The sequence below is a fragment of the Gammaproteobacteria bacterium genome (assembly GCA_016705365.1).
GTDB lineage: Bacteria > Pseudomonadota > Gammaproteobacteria > Pseudomonadales > UBA5518 > UBA5518.
Genome location: JADIYI010000008.1, coordinates 1,265,864 through 1,284,481, shown reverse-complemented (window position 1 = coordinate 1,284,481; position 18,618 = coordinate 1,265,864). Strand labels below are relative to the sequence as shown.

Sequence of the window (18,618 nt, the reverse complement as noted above, 5' to 3'; positions counted from 1 at the left end):
ATGCACAACGACTGGGAGACCGTGATCGGCCTGGAAATCCATGTTCAGCTCGCCACCCGCAGCAAGATCTTTTCCGGAGCGGCCACCCGCTTTGGCGCCGCCCCCAACACCCAGGCCTGCGCCGTGGACCTTGCGATGCCCGGCACACTGCCGGTGCTGAATGCAGAGGCGTTGACGATGGCGGTGAAATTCGGTTTGGCCATAGACGCGGACATCGCGCGGGTATCCGTGTTCGATCGCAAGAACTATTTCTACCCGGACCTGCCGAAGGGCTACCAGATCAGCCAGCTGGACTACCCGATCGTCGGGGCAGGCGCGGTAACGATCGAGTTGCCCGACGGCAGCTCGAAGCGAATCGCGGTGACGCGCGCCCACCTCGAAGAGGATGCCGGCAAGTCGCTGCACGAGGATTTCCACGGCGCAACCGGCATCGACCTCAATCGCGCCGGCACGCCCTTGCTGGAGATCGTCTCCGAACCCGAAATGCGCAACGCCCAGGAAGCGGTCGCCTACCTGCGCCAGATCCACTCGATCGTGCGCTACCTCGGCATCTCGGACGGCAACATGGCCGAAGGTTCGTTGCGTTGCGACGTCAACCTCTCGCTGCGCAAACCGGGCAGCGACACGCTCGGCACGCGTACCGAGATCAAGAACCTCAATTCGTTCCGCTTTGTCGAGAAAGCCATCGAAGTCGAGCGCCTGCGCCAGGCCGAACTGCTCGAATCGGGTGCCAGCGTCGCGCAGGAAACCCGCCTCTACGATCCGGTTCGCAACGAGACCCGACCGATGCGCTCGAAGGAGGTGGCCCACGATTACCGTTACTTCCCGGAACCCGACCTGTTGCCGGTACATATAGACGACGCCTTCATCGAGCAGGTGCGCGCCCGGTTGCCGGAGCTTCCGGCCCAGAAAGTGCAGCGCTTCCGCTCCAGTTACGGCTTGACCGCCTACGATGCGAGCGTGCTGTCGGCGAGCCGCGAACTGGCCGATTACTTCGAGCAGGTCACGCAGGGCGCCGGTGATGCCAAGATCAGCGCCAACTGGGTCATGGTGGAGTTGCTCGGCCAGTTGAACCGCGAGGGCCTCGAGGTCGGTGCCAGCCGGGTGTCCGCTCCGGCACTGGGCGCACTGATCGCACGCATCCTGGACGGGACGATTTCCGGCAGGATCGCCAAGACCGTGTTCGAGGCGATGTGGGCCGGCGAAGGCGAGGCCGACCAGATCATCGATGCCCGCGGGCTACGCCAGCTCGACGACAGCAGCGCGATCGAGGCGCTGGTCGACAAGGCGCTGGCGGACAATGCCGGGCCGGTCGCCCGCTACCGCGCCACCGACCCCGACAAGCGCGTCAAGCTGTTCGGTTTTTTTGTCGGACAGGTCATGAAGGCGAGCATGGGCAAGGCAAACCCGCAACAGGTCAACGAACTGTTGCGCCGCAAACTCGACGGGGAATGATTCGATGCAACGCAAGGAGAAGCAGAAGGTCATCGACGAAGTGTGGACACCGGAGCGTGTGCGCAGCTTTCTCGAGCTGGCGCCCCCCGCGAACCGGAATGCCGATTTTCATCGCCTGTTGCGCGCCTACCAGAGCATGCGAATCGAGGATTTTGCCGATTTCATCAAGCTGTTCGTGGCCGCTGGTGGCAAGCTCGACGCTCGCGGACCCGAACAGCAAACCCTGCTCGAGGAACTGGGGCGTCACCGCCACGGCACCGAGTTCGCGGCGATCCTGCAGAACCCCGACGCCTAGAAACCCGACGTACAGGCTCTGAAGCGCGCCTCGAATCCGCGGCTCAGCCGTTGGTCGCTACGCGCGGCGCAGCCCGGCACAGGCTAGCGGCGGCGTTCGAGCAACTCGGGGGATGGATGCAGGCAGGCCAGCTTCTGCCCCAGCAGCTCTTCGATCTGCGGCAACAGGAACGCGTCGTCCTCGCAGGCAAAGCTGATCGAGGTGCCCGTCGCCCCGGCACGCCCGGTGCGGCCAATGCGATGCACATAATCGTCGGGATCCTCGGGCAAGGTGAAATTCACCACGTGGGTGACCCCCTCGACATGGATTCCGCGACCGGCCACATCGGTGGCGACCAGCACCCGAAACTCGCCCGAACGGAACGATTCCAGGGTTTTCATCCGCTTGTGCTGGGGCACCTCTCCGGAGAGGATCCCACAGGGAATTCCCGCGCGTGCCAGGCGCTCATGGAGTCTGCGGACCTGGTCACGGCGGTTGGCGAACACCATGACACTCGCCGCCTCGGGCTGGCGCAGCAGGTTCAGCAACAGATCGAGTTTCTTGCCGGATTCGACCAGGTAGACCAGCTGCTCGACATCCTTGGCCGCGATGCTGTCGGGCTCGATTTCCACCCGCACCGGGTTGTAGGTCCATTGATCGGACAGCCGCACCACATCTTCGGTAAACGTGGCACTGAAGAACATGGTCTGGCGGTGGGTCTTCTGCGGAGTCTGGCGAATGATGCGGCGCACCTGGGGTATGAATCCCATGTCCAGCATGCGGTCGGCCTCGTCGATCACCAGCAACTCGACGCGATCGAGGTGAATCTGGCGCTGACTGTGGAAATCCATCAGGCGCCCGGGGGTCGCCACCAGGATATCGACCAGCTTGCGCTCGAGTTGCTGGCGCTGGCGATCATAGTCGACGCCGCCGATCAGGGTAACGATGTGAATGTCTGTGTGGCGCGACAGGTCTTCGGCGTCCTTGGCGATCTGCATCACCAGTTCGCGGGTCGGCGCGATGACCAACGCCCGCGGTTCGCCCGCGTAGCGCGGCTCCTCGGCCGGGTTGTTCAGCAGGTCGCTCAGTATCGTCAGCAGAAACGCCGCCGTCTTGCCGGTTCCCGTCTGCGCCTTGCCGATACAGTCATTGCCAAGCAGGGTATGCGGCAGGACCTCCTGCTGGATGGGCGTGCAGTGGCGGAAGCCGAGATCGTCGATCGCTTTCAGCAGCGGTTCCGGCAACCCCAGTTCGCGAAAGCTTACCGTGGCCGGGGCTGGCGTGACGCCATCGACATTTTCAGCGGATTGTTCTTGCATTCTTTCGGGTCCGTCATTGCGCAAGCGGGCCAGCTTAGCGACAAGGTGCCTCACCCGCAATCGCGCTGGCACCGCCCTGGCGCTTATTACCGTTGCTTTGGGGTAGCAGAGTATCGACAGGCGCAATAGAATCGGCGGAGCTGCCATCAGGCAAGGCAATACATGACGCTGGTCCCCGCAAGCAAGCAATCGCGCGCACTCCTGCTGTGCGAAGATCCGCTCGAGTCGCATCTGCTGCGAAGCCTGTTGCGCTCGCTGCCGGCTCAGCTGCGCCCGGAGATCATCAGCGCCGACCCCGCGGGTCCGGAACTACCCGCGGAGGCTGCCCACTGCGAATTCTGCTTCCTCGGGTTTGGCTTCGCCGGCCTGACACCCGAGCGGCTGCTGGGGCAGCTCACGCGACTCGCGCCCACCATTCGCTGCTTCGGCATACTGAGCGCCGCGACCCGCCACGGCGACCGGGCGGAACTGGTGCGCGGGTTGCGTGCCGGGTTGCACCAGATCCTGATACTCGAGGAACTTTCGGTAGCAAGCCTGGGTGAACTGCTCGCCGAGCCATCCGCACCGGCCCAAACCAGGACTGCCGTTGCCGCGAGTCCCGCGGCGCTGACCCAGGGCGACCCGGTGCTGCGTACCGGGTCATGGCGCATCACGCTGGCGACCCAGCATGCCTGCTTCTCCGACACCACCCTGCGCGACCTGGGCTATGCGGGCAGCGAGACCGGTACCGGCATCGGCGACTGGAAATCCCTGATCCACGCCGATGACATCGACCGGCTGGTTGCCGAGGTGCACCGGGTGCTCGATGGCTCCGCCCCACCCCATCCGGTGAGTTACCGTGTTCGAAGGCGCGACGGGGCCTGGCTGCCGGTGGTCTCCGATGACATCAGCGTGGAACTCGACGCGGGCGGCGCTCCGCTGTCGATCGGCGGCACCTTTTATCATGCGCAGCAGGAGGCGCAGGAACCTCTTGCGGTTGCCGGCGATTCCGCGACCGCCAAGGCTGCGGGACCGGATAACGCCGGGTGGCTGGCGGACTGCGATACCGGCATCACGGTCTATCGGCGCGATGCGTACGGCGTCTTCCGGGTCGACTGGTGCAACCCGGCCGCCGCGCTGCTCGAAGACCGACCGGGCGACCCGATGGACGGCCTGAGTGCCGCCCAGACCGCGCCCCCCTGCGATGGTTTCGATCTCTCCGAAGCCTTGCAGCGGGTGCACGAAAGCGGCATCAGCGAAACACGCGAGGTGATGCTCCTGGCCCGCGGCGAATTCACGCGCTGGCGACGCTACCACCTGCACCTGCTGGGCGATGACGAGGTAATGGCGGAAGTCGCGGACATCAGCGAGCAGGTGGGGGCGCGCCTGTCACGGCGCACCCAGGAAGAGATGGCACAATACATCGCACGCTCGTTTCCACTGACCTGCCTGTTGCTCGACGAGCAGGGCCGCGTGATGCATTGCATCTCGGTGGCCGGAGGGGTACTCGCGGAGCAGCCATCCGAGCTCGAGGATCGCCGTATTTCCGAACTCTTCGGGGCCGCCGCAGGTGCCGAGTGCCTGCAGCAGATCACCCACACGCTGAATACCGGCAGGGTGAACAACAACCTCTATGCGGTCGAATCCGCCACCGGCAAGCGCTGGCTGGAATGTTTCTCCGCGCCGCTGCGCGCCCGGCCCGGCATGCCACAGCGGGTACTTCTCAGCGTGCAGGACGCCACTTCCCGCAGCCGGGAACTGGCGGAGGCGCGCAACGCGCGCGAGCAACTGCGCGAAGCGCTGCGTCGCATACCACTGCCGCTTTACATCAAGGACCTCGACGGCCGCTACCTGGCGACCAACCCGCCCTTCGAGGAACTGTTGGGAATCGAGGAGACGATGCTGCTCGGCAAGACCGATGTGGAAGTGTTTCCCGACGAACTCGCCATGGCGCTGCACGAAGCGGACCGTCGCCTCATCGAGACCGGCGCCGGGTTTTCCGAGTTTCGCTGCGCCGGCCACGGCACCCGGCGCGGCGAACATCACTGCTTTTATTTCCCGCTGCGCGCCACCGATGGTGCGCTCTGCGGAACCGGCGGCATATGGCTCGCACCCGGGGATCTGCCGCAGGCGGACAACCGCGCCGAATTCGCGACGGTACACGATCTCGAGCACCATCGCGCACAGCAACGCGTGGAAATCGGTGATGCAACCGCCTCGGTCATCAGCCGCGTCGAGGACGTGCTGACCGATGCCGGTGATTACGCAGGCGTGTTGCAGCAGCTCGAGCAGCTGGTGGAAACCACGATGCAGGCGCAGGCCCTGATCCACCAGGTGGCCGGGCAGGCCGAGCAGCCATCGCCGCCAGCACTGATCGCGCTCAAACCGCTGGCAGAAGACATCGTCGACCTCGAGCGCATCCTGCTTCCCGCCGGCGCATGCTTTGACAACGAACTGGAGTCTTCATTGCCGCCGGCGCAGTGCGACCCGGTGGTGTTTCACCAGATCATGCTGCGCGGCATCCGCCATGCACGCCGTGCGCTCGATCCCCGGGGAACCCTCGGCATCCGTCTGCGCAACAGCAATGCCGGCAAACGTTCCTGCATCTCCTGCCGCGAAGGCTTCGAGGGCAATTTCGTGGAACTGGTGATAGAGGATTCGGCATCGCAACTCGAGGCCGCCGAAATCGAACGCCTGAGCGTCGCGCCGCAGCAGCACCGTCCAAGTGGCGGTGCGCTCGATGATCTGGCCGAGATCCACGCCCTGGTGCACGCGCAGGGCGGCCACCTGCGGATTCACCAGAACGTGCCCACCGGCATCAGCTTGCACATATTCTTCAGGGCAGCGGATTGCGCCGAGGATGGCCCGAGCCCGGAAAAGCCACGCTCTACCGTGGCGCGCTTCCCGCTCGGCCGTATCTGGCAGAACAAGGGACCCGTCTAGCAGCGCAAAAACAGGCCGGTTTCCCCTCGGTCGCCGCAGGCGCGACCCAAGTCCGGCGCTTCCTGCGCGCTCAGGCCACGCCCGGCGTCGTCACGCCGCGCAAACCGGACAATTTGCGCGTGGCGCGATGCGCAAACGATGAAATTCCAGTGCCAAAGCATCGAATGCGAGCAGTTCGCCACATAGTGCATCCCCCGCGCCGCACAGCAACTTCAGTGCCTGCAACGCCTGCAGCACCCCGATGGTGCCGACCACCGGCCCCGCCACCCCGTTGCGGGCACAGGATCTTTCGCTGACTGCATTCGCATCCGGATAGAGGCAGCGATAACAGGGGCCCGTGCCAGTGCGCGGATCGAACACCGCGATCTGCCCCTCCCAGCCGAGAGCGGCACCACTGACCAACGGCACCCGCCCGGCAAAGCAGGCCGCGTTGATGGCATGACGGGTCGCGAAGTTGTCGCTGCAGTCGAGTACCAGCGAGACCTCGTCCAGCAGCTGCCCGATACCGGCCTCGTCGAGCCGTTCCCGGATCGGCACGGTGCGCACATCCGGATTGATGGCCCGCACCGTCGCCGCCGCCGAATCAACCTTGGCGCGGCCGATCGCAGCGCTGTTGTGAATCACCTGCCGCTGCAGGTTGGACAACTCGACCAGATCATCATCGGCCAGCATCAGGCGACCTATGCCGCTGGCACCCAGATACAGTGTCGCCGCAGAACCGAGGCCGCCCAGGCCAACCACCAGCACCGTGGCTTCGAGCAGTCGCTGCTGCCCGCTCACATCGATTTCCGGCAACAACAGGTGCCGGCTGTAGCGCAACAGTTGCTCGTCATTCATGTGCGTGCCCCCGCGCCCAGCTTAGCCGTTCGCGGCCGGCCAGATCACGCTCGGTATACGCCGGCGCGAAACCCGCATCCGCGAACAGCCGCCGGACCGCCTCACCTTGCTCCGCGCCATGCTCGCAGAGCAATGCTCCATGCGGCTCCAGAAACTGCAGTGCACCGGTAATCACGCAACGCAGGGCATCGAGCCCGTCGCTCCCCGAGGCGAGCGCGGCGCGTGGTTCATGACGCAGGCCGGATGCTCCCAGGCACGGATCATCCTCGGAAACATAAGGTGGATTGGACACGATCAGGGAATAGCGCCCGGCGCAGGGCGCATACCAGCTGCCGGCGACGAAACTGGCGTTGCCGATCCCGAGCCGCATCGCATTCGCCGTGGCCACCGCGACCGCGGCCGGGTCGATATCCACTCCAAGCACCTGCCATGCGGGACGCTCCCTGGCCAGCGCCAGGGCGATCGCACCGCTGCCGGTTCCCAGGTCCAGCACCCGCGCCGCGGCCGGTCCGAGCAGTTGCAGGGCGCGCTCCACCAGCAGCTCGGTTTCCGGACGCGGCACCAGCGTGGCAGGACTCAGCCGCAGATCCAGCGACCAGAATTCACGCTGACCGGTCAGATATGCAACCGGCTCCCCATCGAGGCGCCGCGCGATCAGCCCCCGGTAGCGCGCGGCCGCAAGCGAAGGCACCTGGTCCTGGTCGTGTGCGTAGAGAAAGGTGCGTGAACGTTGCAAGACAAACGCGAGCAGGACCTCGCTGTCAGTGCGGGCCTCCTCTTGCGGAAGACTGGTCCGCGCCCATGCGAGCAGGGCGCGGATCGTGGTGTGCTGCCCGTTGTCCATCGGACGTGCGCCGCTAATCCGCAAGCGCCGCGAGCAGTTCCGCCTGGTACTCGTTGACCAGCGGCTGGATCACGTGCTCGAGTGCCCCATCCATGATCTCGGCCAGCTTGTAGAGGGTGAGATTGATGCGATGATCGGTGATGCGGCCCTGCGGGAAGTTGTAGGTCCGGATACGCTCGGAGCGATCGCCGCTGCCCACGAGGCTGCGCCGCTCGCTGGCCTGCTGTTGCTGCTGCTCTTCCTGCGCCTTGCTGAGCAGCTTGGCCTGCAGCAATGCCATTGCCCGCGCCCGGTTCTTGTGCTGCGAGCGCTCGTCCTGGCATTCGACCACGATGCCGCTCGGCAGATGCGTGATGCGGATCGCCGAATCGGTGCGGTTGACATGCTGGCCGCCGGCTCCCGAGGCGCGATAGGTATCGACGCGCAGATCGGCCTTGTTGATCTCGACCTCCTCGATAGCGGCCACCTCGGGCATCACCGCCACGGTGCAGGCGGAAGTGTGGATCCGTCCCTGGGCCTCGGTTTCGGGCACTCGCTGCACCCGGTGCGCCCCGGATTCGAACTTGAGCCGCGAATAGACTTCGCGCCCGGCAATGCTGGCGATGATTTCCTTGAAGCCGCCGTGCTCGCCGGGGCGCTCGCTGACGACCTCGACCTGCCAGCCCGCGCGATCCGCGAAACGCGCATACATGCGGAACAGATCGCCGGCAAATATCGCCGCTTCGTCACCCCCGGTGCCGGCGCGGATTTCGAGAAACACATTGCTCGCATCGCGCGGATCACGTGGCAAAAGCAGCTTCTGCAGCTCGAGTTCGAGCGCATCGCGACGCGCCGAGGCGTTCTGTATCTCTTCCTCGGCCAGCTGCCGGATCTCCGCGTCCGCATCGCGCGCCATGAGTCCGGCTTCGCGGATAGCGCCAAGCAGCGCGAGATATTCGGCATGCGCGGCAACCACCGGGCCGATCTCGGCATACTCGCGGCTGTAGGCACGAAAGCGGTTCTGATCCCCGATCACGCCCGAATCGCTGAGCAATGCCGAGAGCTCCTCGTGTCGCTCGCCGAGTTGCGCGAGTTTGTCGAGCAGGGATTTCTTTATCATGGATCCTCGTCACCAGGGGCAGCGCCGTGCTCGAGGCCGAGCAGGCGGCGACTCCAGTCGAGCAGCTCCGTGCGCCCCTCGGCCGCGGCCCTGCGCAACTCGACGCTCGGGCCATGCAACAGCTTGTTGGTCAGGCCGCGCGCCAGTTGCTCCAGCACCTGATCCGCGGCAGCCCCGCCACGCAGCTGGCGCTGCGCGCGCTCGAGCTCCTGGTCCCGCAGCCGCTCGGCGCGCTCGCGGTAGTCACGCAACGCACTCACCGCATCGAGACTGCGGCTGCTGTCCAGGAAAGCCTGCACCCCGGCGTCGATGATGGTGCCGGCGCGCTCGGCTTCCGTGGCGCGGGCGCGCCGGTTGTCATCGATGATCTGCTGCAGATCGTCGATGCTGTAGAGATACACATCGTCGATCTCCGCCACCTGCGACTCGATGTCACGCGGAACCGCGATATCAACCATGAAGATGGGCTTGTGGCGGCGCGCGCGCATGGCCTGCTCGACGGTGCCTTTGCCGAGAATCGGCAACTGGCTCGCCGTCGAGCTGATGACTATGTCGGCGCGCACCAGGTTGTCGGGAATCTCCGCGAGCAGGATCGCCTCGCCCGCAAACCGCGTGGCGATCTGCTCGGCGCGGTGCAGTGTGCGATTGGCGACAATCAGCCGCGGCACGCCCGCTTCCGAGAGATGGCGCGCCACCAGCTCGATGGTTTCGCCGGCGCCGATCAGCAATGCCGTGGTCGCCGCGAGATCGGAAAAAATGTGGCGGGCCAGCTTTACCGCGGCGAATGCGACCGAGACCGGATTCTCGCCAATCGCCGTCTCGGTGCGCACCTTCTTCGCAACCGCAAACACATGGCTCACGGCACGGCTCAATTCCGCGCCCACCGTACCCGCATGACGCGCGGCGGAATAGGCCGATTTCAGCTGGCCGAATATCTGCGGCTCTCCCATCACCATCGAATCGAGCCCGCTCGCCACCCTGATCAGGTGACGCATCGCCTCGGCATCCCGATGCCGATACAGGGAGCCGTCGAGCTGCGCGCGACTCAGATGGTGAACCGTGGAAAACCAGTCGAGCGCACACTCCTCGCCGTCCCCACCGGCAGGAGTCGCGGCAATCAGCTCGGTGCGGTTGCAGGTCGACAAAATAACCGCCTCGGCCAGGCCCGTACCATCCAGCGCGCGCAGCAAGGCCTCCGGAATCTGTTCCGGGGAGAAGGCCACACGCTCGCGCATTTCGATCGCGGCGGTGGTGTGGTTGAGGCCTATTACAAGCAGACTCATGAATCAGGAATACCCGCCCCGCGCATCGGCGCAGGCGACGCAACACACTCTCACGGGGCAACAAGGGGAACTGGAACGCTGCCAAAGTGTATCAATTCGCGGACAAATTGTGCAGAATCCTGCGCTTCCGTCGCGTTGGCGACACATTCCGCGATCCATGAGCATATCGAACCTCCATAGCTTTTTCGCCGCGACCAGCCGCCTCGCACGCGTTGCTGCCGGCGTTGTGCTGACGGGCATCATGGTCGCCTGCAGCGGTGCTGCGCAGCCGGTGCCGGCAGCAGTCACCGCCCCCGAACCGCTGCCGGCAAGCGCCGAACCCACTTACCGACCGTTTCCCGAGGATACGCTGTACGCATTGCTGGTGGCGGAATTCGCGGCACGCCGGGGCGTGCTCGACGTGGCGCTGGGCAACTATCTGCAACAGGCAGCACGTACCCACGACGCCGGGGTCGCGGCACGCGCCACCCGCATGGCCCGCTACTTCGGAGCGGACCGCGCCACCCTCGAGGCCGCCTTGTTGTGGGCCGCGGCGGAGCCGGAAGAACCCGAAGCCCAGTTCACCGCGGCCACCGAACTCGCCCGCGCCGGCCGGCCGCGGGAGGCCTTCGCCCACATGCGGGCGGCGCACGATGCCGGCGGCGCCAGCAATTTCGCGGTTATCGCAGCAAGCTCGCTCGAGCTTGCGCCGAGCGAGCGCCGCGAGATGCTCGCCGAGCTCGAGGCACTGGGTCCGGGAAACGAAGTCGATGTGCTGATCGCGCGCGCGGTACTCCTGCAGAGTGTCGATGAAAACGAGCTCGCGCTCGCAAGGGTGCGGGAAGTGCTGGCACTCGACCCCGACAACTACCAGGCGATTCTGATCGAAGCGCAGGTCTACCAGAACCTCGGCGATACCGAAAAGGCTTACGCCCGCATCGAGCAGGCGCTGCGCGATACACCGGACAACACCCGCCTGCGCCTGCAATACGCAAGACTGCTGGCAAAAACCGATCTGGCACGCTCCGAGGAGCAGTTTCGGATTCTCGTCGCGCAGCAGCCGGACGATGCCGAACTACGGCTTTCCCTGGCCCTGGTCTACCACGAGACCGGTCAATTCGAGCGCATGAGCGAGCAATTGAACGCACTCCTCGCGGCGGGCCAGCAACTGAATGCCGCGCATTTCTATCTCGGACAGGAGGCCGAGCGCCAGGGAGACAATGACGCTGCCATTGCCCATTATCTCGAGGTCAAACCCTCGCCGATGTTCATCGCCGCACTGGCGCGCGGCTGCGAGCTCATCAGCCGCACCCGCGGCCCGACCGCGCTCGGCGAAGCGATGACGGAGCTGCGCGCGCGCTGGCCCGACCAGAAACTTCGGCTGTTGCTACTGGAATCCGAGTTGCGGGTGGAATCGAAGGATTATGACGGCGCGTGGCGGCTGCTGAGCAACGCACTGGCCGAGCAGCCCGAGGAGCCGGCACTGCTCTACGCCCGCTCAATGGTCAGCGAGAAACGCGGTGACGTGGCAGCCATGGAACAGGATCTGCGGCGCATGCTGGCGCTCGATCCCGATAATTCGCTGGCGCTCAACGCGCTCGGCTACTCGCTCGCGAACCTCACCGACCGTTTCGCCGAGGCCCTCGCACTGATCAGCCACGCGCTCGAACTCAAGCCCGATGATCCCGCCATTCTCGACAGCATGGGCTGGGTACAGTACCGGCTTGGCAACCTTGAACTCGCGCTCGAAAACCTGCGCAAGGCCTTCGACCGCTTTCCCGATCACGAGGTCGCGGCCCACCTCGGCGAGGTCCTGTGGGTGATGGGACGCACCGACGAGGCGCGGCTCGTCTGGGGCAAGGGACTTGCCGGCACACCGGACAGCGCGATCATCCGCGCGACCACCGAGCGACTCGGCGTCAGCCCTCCGGTACAGCCCGAACCGGCACCCGCACCGTGACCACCGCGCTGCCCCGCGCCGTCACGATAGTGGTCATGCTGACGCTCGGCCTCGGCGCCTGTACCCGGGAAACCCTGCGTCCGGCGCCCACCGGCGACTGGGAAGCACATGTCGCCGCGGTCAACCAGCGCGCGAACTGGGCGTTGAACGGCAAGATCGGCGTGCGCGCGGCAAGCGGCTCGGGCAGCGCTGCGCTCGGCTGGCAGCAACAGGGAGCGAACTACCGCCTGGTGCTCAGCGGCGCACTCGGCATGGGCAAACTGGTTCTCTCCGGCGATCGCGATGGCGTGAGCTGGACTGACCAGCAGGGCCAGCCGCGGCACCATCCCGATCCGGATCTGCTGGTGCGCGAACTCTGGGGCTGGAATATTCCGGTCGCGGCGCTGCAGTTCTGGGTCCGCGGCATCCCGCAACCCGATCAACCGTTCGATTCCGCCGCAATCATCAACTCCGAGGCCGCCAGCTTCAGGCAGTCGGGCTGGCTGGTCAAACCTGGCAGTTATCGCGATATCGAAGGCATATCGCTGCCGACCCGGATCCGGCTCGAGGGTCAGGATGCAGTCTTGACGGTGCTGGTCAATCGCTGGAGTGCGTCGGCCCCATGAGCCGCACCGTCACACTGCGCGCACCCGCCAAGCTGAACCTTTTTCTGCACATCATCGGGCGCCGACCTGACGGTTACCACCAGCTGCAGACCGTTTTCCAGCTGATCGATCTGTGCGACGAACTGCGTTTTACCGTCACCGACGAGGCGACCCTCTCCCTGCGGGGCGGACCCACCGATATTTCACCCGAGAGCAACCTGGTGATGCGTGCCGCGCGCTTGCTGGCACCACACTGCACCGCCCGGAACGGTGTGCAAATCGAATTGCGCAAACGGATCCCCACCGGCGGCGGGCTCGGCGGTGGCAGCTCGGACGCCGGCGCCACGCTGCTGGCACTGAACAGACTCTGGAGCTGCGGCCTCGCACTGCCCGAACTCGCGCAACTCGGCCTGCAACTCGGTGCGGACGTGCCGGTGTTCGTGCACGGCGCCAGCGCCTGGGCGGAGGGCATCGGCGAGCAACTCCAGGCCATCGAGCTGCCCGAGCGCTGGTACCTCGTGATCAGACCCGGGTGCGCGGTAAATACTGCCGCGATTTTTGCAGACCGGGAATTGACACGAAATACGCCCACAATGACAATAGCGGGCTTTCTGGCGGGCGGTGGTCATAATGACTGCGAAACCGTGGTCAGGAAGCGGTATCCCGAGGTCGATCGGGCACTCGGGTGGCTCTCCCGCCACGGGACAGCGCGCATGAGTGGTACCGGCAGTTGCCTGTTTGCCGCGTTCGGCAGCGAACGGCAGGCGCGCGCAGTGGCAGCCGGTGTGCCGCAGGAATGGGACTGGTTCGTTGCCCGGGGCATCAACCACTCCACGGTGCATGAAGCACTGTATTGAGCATCGATTGGGGCGTCGCCAAGTGGCTAAGGCAGCGGGTTTTGATCCCGCCATTCGGAGGTTCGAGTCCTCCCGCCCCAGCCAATTTTTCATGCGGGAATTACCTCCAGGGTGGCCGAGCGATATGAAACGCCAGCAATCCCCGACAGCAAATTTCCGCTTCAGAAGCCCAGCCGTTGCGTAGCAAGACAGTCCCGAAGGATTCCGCCGTGCCCGAAATGATGGTTTTCACCGGCAATGCCAATCCCGGTCTCGCCCACAAGATCGTGCAGCGACTCGGCCTGCGCATGGGCAGTGCCACCGTGAACCGCTTCAGCGATGGCGAAATCAGCATTGAAATCGACGAGAACGTGCGCGGCAAGGACGTGTTCATCATCCAGTCGACCTGCGCGCCGACCAATGACAACCTGATGGAACTGATCCTGATGATCGACGCGCTGCGCCGTTCGTCGGCCTCGCGCATCACCGCGGTGGTGCCCTACTTCGGCTACTCGCGACAGGATCGGCGGGTCCGCTCGAGCCGCGTGCCGATCAGCGCCAAGGTGGTCGCCGACATGATGGCCAAGGCCGGGGTGAGCCGTGTGCTCACCGTCGACCTGCATGCCGAACAGATCCAGGGCTTCTTCGACGTGCCGGTGGACAACGTCTACGGGTCCGCCATCCTGATCGACGACATCGAACGCCAGCGCTACCCGAACCTGATGGTGGTTTCGCCCGATATCGGCGGCGTGGTGCGCGCCCGGGCCATCGCCAAGCAACTCAACGATCTCGACCTGGCAATCATCGACAAGCGCCGCCCCAAGGCCAATGAAGCGCAGGTCATGCACATCATCGGCGATGTCAGCGAGCGCACCTGCCTGGTGATCGACGACATGGTCGATACCGCCGGCACGCTGTGCAAGGCCGCCCAGGCGCTCAAGGAGCATGGCGCCTCGAAAGTCATCGCCTATTGCACTCACGCGGTGCTGTCGGGCAATGCGCTCGCCAATATCAACGCCTCGGTGCTCGATGCGCTGGTCGTGACCGACACGATCCCGCTGTCGCCCGAGGCGCAAGCCTGCACCCGGATCCGTCAGCTGAGCAGCGCCCCGCTGCTCGCCGAGGCGGTGCGCCGGGTCAGCAACGAGGAATCCATCAGCGTGATGTTTGGCTGATGCAAACAGGAGGGAGCGTTCTCCCTCTTTCATGAACCGCGACAGTCATCCCGGTCGCACGGAGACTGATCGCATCACAAAGGAGTACAGACCATGTCTGGCGAATTTGTTCTGAATGCCGCAGCACGCGGCGACGCGGGGAAAGGTGCGAGCCGCCGCCTGCGTCACCAAAACCTGGTTCCGGGGATCATCTACGGCGGTGACGGGGAACCACGCACGATTTCCCTGTCGCACAAGGACCTCAGCAGGGCGCTGGAGAACGAAGCGTTCTTCTCCCACCTGATCACGCTCAACGTGGACGCCGATACCGAAGAGGTCATCCTCAAGGATCTGCAGCGCCATCCGGCCAAGCCGCGCATCCTGCACGCCGACTTCCAGCGCGTGGTCAGAGGCCGCAAGCTCCACATCCACATTCCGCTGCACTTCATCAACGAAGAAAAGTGCCACGGCGTGAAACAGCAGGGCGGCATGATCCAGCACAACGCCAACGAAGTGCACGTCAGCTGTCTGCCAAAGGATTTGCCGGAATTCATCGAAGTCGACATGACCCCGTACCATGTCGGTGATTCGGTGCATCTTTCGGAACTGACACTTCCCGAAGGCGTCGAGAGCATCGAACTCTCGCATGGCCCGGAGCACGACCTGCCGGTTGCGACGGTTCTGGCAGCGAAGGTCGGCGCGACCGAGGGCGAGGAAGATGCAGCTGCCGCGGAACCCGCGAAACCCGCATCCTGACCCGCTGCGCGGGCCAGCCCGGAATGGGCGCTGGCCCGCGCTTCCTGATCCTTACCGGTGTCAACAGCGCTCGCACTGATCGTCGGGCTCGGCAATCCCGGGCCCGAATACGCGCGCACCCGGCACAATGCGGGTGCCGATTTCGTGCTGGCGCTGGCGCTCTCCTGCGCAGCCACGCTCAAACCCGAAGCCCGCTTTCACGGGTTGACGGCCCGCGTGCATATCGCGGGGCAGGAAGTGCGCCTGCTGATACCGCAGACCTGGATGAATCGCAGCGGCCAGGCGGTCGGAGCGATGGCCGGGTTCTTCAAGCTCGAGGTCGGGCAGATCCTGCTGGCCTACGATGAACTCGACCTGCCACCCGGGGAGATCCGTTTCAAGCTCGGTGGCGGACACGGCGGACACAATGGTGTGCGTGATGTCATCAGCGCGCTGGCCAACAACCGCGAGTTCCATCGTCTGCGCATTGGTATCGGACATCCCGGCGACCGCGAACGGGTCACACCGCATGTGCTGTCGAAAGCCGCGCCCGATGAGCGCCGCAAGATCGATCTGTGCATCGCGGAAGCCATCCGGGTACTGCCCGATGCGGTGCGTGGCAACTGGCCGATCGCGATGAATCATCTCAACAGTTACAGGGCTGAATAAACCATGGGTTTCAACTGCGGCATCGTCGGACTGCCCAATGTCGGCAAGTCGACACTCTTCAATGCACTGACGCGCGCCGGCATCAGTGCCGAGAACTTTCCGTTCTGCACCATCGAGCCGAATACCGGGATCGTGCCGGTACCGGACCCGCGCCAGGAGCAGATCGCGGCGATCGTCAGACCGCTGAAAATCGTGCCCACCGCGATGGAATTCGTCGATATCGCGGGCCTGGTCGCCGGCGCCTCGAAGGGTGAGGGACTCGGCAACCAGTTCCTCGCCAATATCCGCGAGACCGATGCGATCGCGCACGTGGTGCGCTGTTTTGCCGACGACAACGTGGTCCACGTGGCGAGCCGCATCGATCCGGTCAACGATATCGAGGTCATCAATACCGAGCTGGCCCTGGCCGATCTCGACAGCGCCGAAAAGCAGTTGCAGCGCGTCTCCCGTTTCGCCAAGGGTGGCGACAAGGACGCGATCCGCCAGAAGCTGCTGCTCGAAAAGCTCATCCCGCACCTGAACGAGGGCAAACCCGCGCGCACATTGCCGCTTGCCGGCGACGACGAGCGTGAAACGTTGCAGCAGTTCCACCTGCTCACCGCCAAACCGACCATGTATATCGCCAATGTCGCCGAGGACGGCTTCAGCGACAATCCGCATCTTGCCGCGGTGGAACAACTCGCCGCCACGGAGAATGCCATCGTGGTACCGATCTGCAACAAGCTCGAGGCCGAGATCGCCGAGCTCGAGGAAGACGAGCGCGCGGAATTCCTCGCCGAGCTCGGCTTCGACGAGCCCGGACTGAACCGGGTGATCCGGGCCGGTTACCGCCTGCTCGAACTGCAGACCTATTTCACTGCCGGTGAAAAGGAAGTGCGCGCCTGGACGGTGCGCATCGGCGCCAAGGCGCCCGAGGCGGCCGGTGTGATCCATACCGATTTCCAGAAGGGGTTCATCCGCGCCGAGGTGGTGGCCTATGCCGATTTCATCGCCTGTCGCGGCGAGCAGGGCGCCAAGGATGCCGGCAAGTGGCGTCTGGAAGGCAAGGAATACGTGATCCAGGACGGTGACGTGGTGCACTTTCGCTTCAACGTCTGACGATATTTGCTGGATCTTGGTGGCGCTCAGTAGCGCTTAGTGGACAGATTGGCCCATTTGAAATCAATGGGTTGCGTAAACAATACGGTCTGCTGAGCGTTCCTATTGTTCATCGAGGTCTGAAAAATTCGGGGGTAGCGTTGGGGGTACTCGTGTTCAACCGTGGGGGTACTTTTCCCCGCAGTGGAGTCCAACGATGCCCGAAAATCTACTCACCGACCTCAAGGTCAGGTCGGCCAAATCGACTGATCGAGATTGGAAACTTTCAGACGGCGGGGGCTTGTTCCTGCTGGTCAAGCCCACCGGCGGCAAGCTCTGGCGGTGGAAGTACCGCCTGCAAGGCAAGGAGAACCTCTTTGCCATTGGCGGCTTTCCTCAAGTAAGCCTTGCGGAGGCGCGTGCTGCCCGTGAGAAGGCACGCGCCCTGGTTAAGCAAGGCATCCACCCTGCCCATGAGCGGAAGCAGGTCAAGCAGCGCAACTTGGAAGTGCTGGAGGAACGCAAGCGCGCAAAGGAAAGCTCGTTTGCCAAGGTGGCGCAGGCGTACCTGGCCGAGATCAAGCCAGTCTTTGCACAGAGTTCCTACCGCACGAAAGAGTCCCGCATCAGGAAGTACCTGTCGCCGAAGCTCGACGAGATGCCGATGAGCGACATTGGCGTCAAGCAGATTCGCCCGCTGCTGGAGGAATGCAAGTCCCACGGAGCCTGGGCGGCCATTCACGTCAAAGGCGATCTGGCGGCGATCTTTGAGTTCGCGGTGGTGCGGGGTCTGGTCGAGGCCAATCCTATTCCCAGCCTGCGTGGGCTGCTGCGCGTGCCGTTCAGCGAGAGCAAGGCGGCGATGACGCGAGAGCAAATCCAGAAGTTCTATCAGGAGTTGCGCGGCTACCGGGGCTACCCGGAAACTTCGTTGTGCCTGCGGCTGATTGCGCTGACCGCCTGCCGTCCAGGGGAAGCGGCGGATGCCGAGTGGGATGAGTTCGACTTTGAGGATGCGCTGTGGCGTCGGCCTGCGGCGAAGATGAAAGCGCGGCGTGACCATGTCAGCCCGTTGTCGGTGCAGGCCATTGCCGTACTGAAGGATTTGCAGTGTATTACGGGCGGTGGCCGCTATTTGTTCCCACACCGGAGCGGCAAGGGCTTCACCACGCCCAACCGGCTGACCTACGCGATGCGCGACATGAACCTGGGCCGGGGTACGACGCCGCATTGCTGGCGGACGACCTTTTCAACCTGGGCCAATGAGAACGGATACCGGCCTGATGCAATTGAACGGCAGCTTGCCCACGTGGAAAGCAACAAGGTGCGGGCGACGTACAACAAGGCGCTGCTGCTGGATCAGAGAAGGACGCTGTTGCAGGACTGGGCGGATTATCTGAGTGCGGCGGAGGGCAGCGGCACAGCATAGGGACGATTTGGCCGGGTATCGCAGCAGCGAGTGGGCAGAACGGCCTTTTCCTTTTCAGGATAGGGCCGTTGTCCCTTGAGTGCCGTTCCCTTGCCGTTTGCCTTTGCCCTGAGTTGGGCCTGGGATGGGGTAAACAATGGAGTAAATAGGGTAATTGTAAAA

The 18,618-nt window shown here is 64.4% G+C and carries 16 protein-coding genes and 1 tRNA gene; 12 read left to right on the top strand and 5 right to left on the bottom strand.

Translation table 11 applies throughout. The features are described 5' to 3' along the window. Positions 1-1,455: an Asp-tRNA(Asn)/Glu-tRNA(Gln) amidotransferase subunit GatB gene (gene gatB / locus IPF49_13540; protein MBK6288628.1), complete on the top strand. Its 1,455-nt coding sequence runs from the start codon at positions 1-3 to the stop codon at positions 1,453-1,455. Between the two features lie 4 nt (positions 1,456-1,459). Next, complete coding sequence (locus IPF49_13535; protein MBK6288627.1) at positions 1,460-1,750, top strand: PA4642 family protein; 291 nt, start codon at positions 1,460-1,462, stop codon at positions 1,748-1,750. 83 nt (positions 1,751-1,833) lie between these two features. Here IPF49_13535 and rhlB read toward each other — a convergent pair whose 3' ends face one another. Then, entirely contained in the window at positions 1,834-3,195 is a 1,362-nt protein-coding gene (rhlB, locus tag IPF49_13530; protein MBK6288626.1) for an ATP-dependent RNA helicase RhlB, read from the bottom strand. Positions 3,196-3,210: 15 nt separating this feature from the next. Between rhlB and IPF49_13525 the strand changes: the two genes are divergently transcribed. Beyond that, on the top strand, positions 3,211-5,970 hold the full coding sequence (locus IPF49_13525) for a PAS domain-containing protein (GenBank protein MBK6288625.1): 2,760 nt from the start codon (positions 3,211-3,213) through the stop codon (positions 5,968-5,970). A 90-nt stretch (positions 5,971-6,060) separates the two neighbouring features. Here IPF49_13525 and moeB read toward each other — a convergent pair whose 3' ends face one another. The 4 genes from moeB to IPF49_13505 are packed head-to-tail and all read right to left on the bottom strand — an operon-like array spanning position 6,061 to position 10,033. Beyond that, on the bottom strand, positions 6,061-6,807 hold the full coding sequence (gene moeB, locus IPF49_13520; protein ID MBK6288624.1) for a molybdopterin-synthase adenylyltransferase MoeB: 747 nt from the start codon (positions 6,805-6,807) through the stop codon (positions 6,061-6,063). Continuing rightward, positions 6,800-7,651 (bottom strand): peptide chain release factor N(5)-glutamine methyltransferase, encoded by an 852-nt coding sequence (gene prmC / locus IPF49_13515; protein ID MBK6288623.1) that lies wholly within the window; start codon positions 7,649-7,651, stop codon positions 6,800-6,802. The genes moeB and prmC overlap by 8 nt, the downstream gene beginning before the upstream one ends. Before the next feature lie 13 nt (positions 7,652-7,664). Beyond that, complete coding sequence (gene prfA, locus IPF49_13510; GenBank protein MBK6288622.1) at positions 7,665-8,747, bottom strand: peptide chain release factor 1; 1,083 nt, start codon at positions 8,745-8,747, stop codon at positions 7,665-7,667. Continuing rightward, positions 8,747-10,033, bottom strand: coding sequence for a glutamyl-tRNA reductase (locus IPF49_13505; GenBank protein ID MBK6288621.1), 1,287 nt, complete (start codon positions 10,031-10,033; stop codon positions 8,747-8,749). The genes prfA and IPF49_13505 overlap by 1 nt, the downstream gene beginning before the upstream one ends. Positions 10,034-10,190: 157 nt before the next feature. Between IPF49_13505 and IPF49_13500 the strand changes: the two genes are divergently transcribed. The 9 genes from IPF49_13500 (at position 10,191) to IPF49_13460 (ending at position 18,456) form a co-directional block, all read left to right on the top strand. Continuing rightward, a complete protein-coding gene (locus IPF49_13500; GenBank protein ID MBK6288620.1) occupies positions 10,191-11,972 on the top strand; it encodes a tetratricopeptide repeat protein in 1,782 nt (593 codons plus the stop codon). Beyond that, complete coding sequence (gene lolB / locus IPF49_13495) at positions 11,969-12,577, top strand: outer membrane lipoprotein LolB (protein ID MBK6288619.1); 609 nt, start codon at positions 11,969-11,971, stop codon at positions 12,575-12,577. The genes IPF49_13500 and lolB overlap by 4 nt, the downstream gene beginning before the upstream one ends. After that, entirely contained in the window at positions 12,574-13,413 is an 840-nt protein-coding gene (ispE, locus tag IPF49_13490) for a 4-(cytidine 5'-diphospho)-2-C-methyl-D-erythritol kinase (protein ID MBK6288618.1), read from the top strand. Before lolB ends, ispE begins: the two co-directional genes overlap by 4 nt. Before the next feature lie 8 nt (positions 13,414-13,421). Then, positions 13,422-13,497 (top strand) — tRNA-Gln (locus tag IPF49_13485). A 125-nt stretch (positions 13,498-13,622) separates the two neighbouring features. Next, a complete protein-coding gene (locus tag IPF49_13480; protein ID MBK6288617.1) occupies positions 13,623-14,567 on the top strand; it encodes a ribose-phosphate pyrophosphokinase in 945 nt (314 codons plus the stop codon). Between the two features lie 93 nt (positions 14,568-14,660). Continuing rightward, positions 14,661-15,302, top strand: a complete 642-nt coding sequence (locus tag IPF49_13475) for a 50S ribosomal protein L25/general stress protein Ctc (GenBank protein MBK6288616.1) — start codon at positions 14,661-14,663, stop codon at positions 15,300-15,302. A 57-nt stretch (positions 15,303-15,359) separates the two neighbouring features. After that, complete coding sequence (gene pth / locus IPF49_13470; GenBank protein MBK6288615.1) at positions 15,360-15,950, top strand: aminoacyl-tRNA hydrolase; 591 nt, start codon at positions 15,360-15,362, stop codon at positions 15,948-15,950. A gap of 3 nt (positions 15,951-15,953) precedes the next feature. After that, positions 15,954-17,048, top strand: coding sequence for a redox-regulated ATPase YchF (gene ychF, locus IPF49_13465; GenBank protein MBK6288614.1), 1,095 nt, complete (start codon positions 15,954-15,956; stop codon positions 17,046-17,048). A gap of 196 nt (positions 17,049-17,244) precedes the next feature. After that, entirely contained in the window at positions 17,245-18,456 is a 1,212-nt protein-coding gene (locus IPF49_13460; protein MBK6288613.1) for an integrase arm-type DNA-binding domain-containing protein, read from the top strand. The last annotated feature ends 162 nt before the right edge of the window (positions 18,457-18,618 follow it).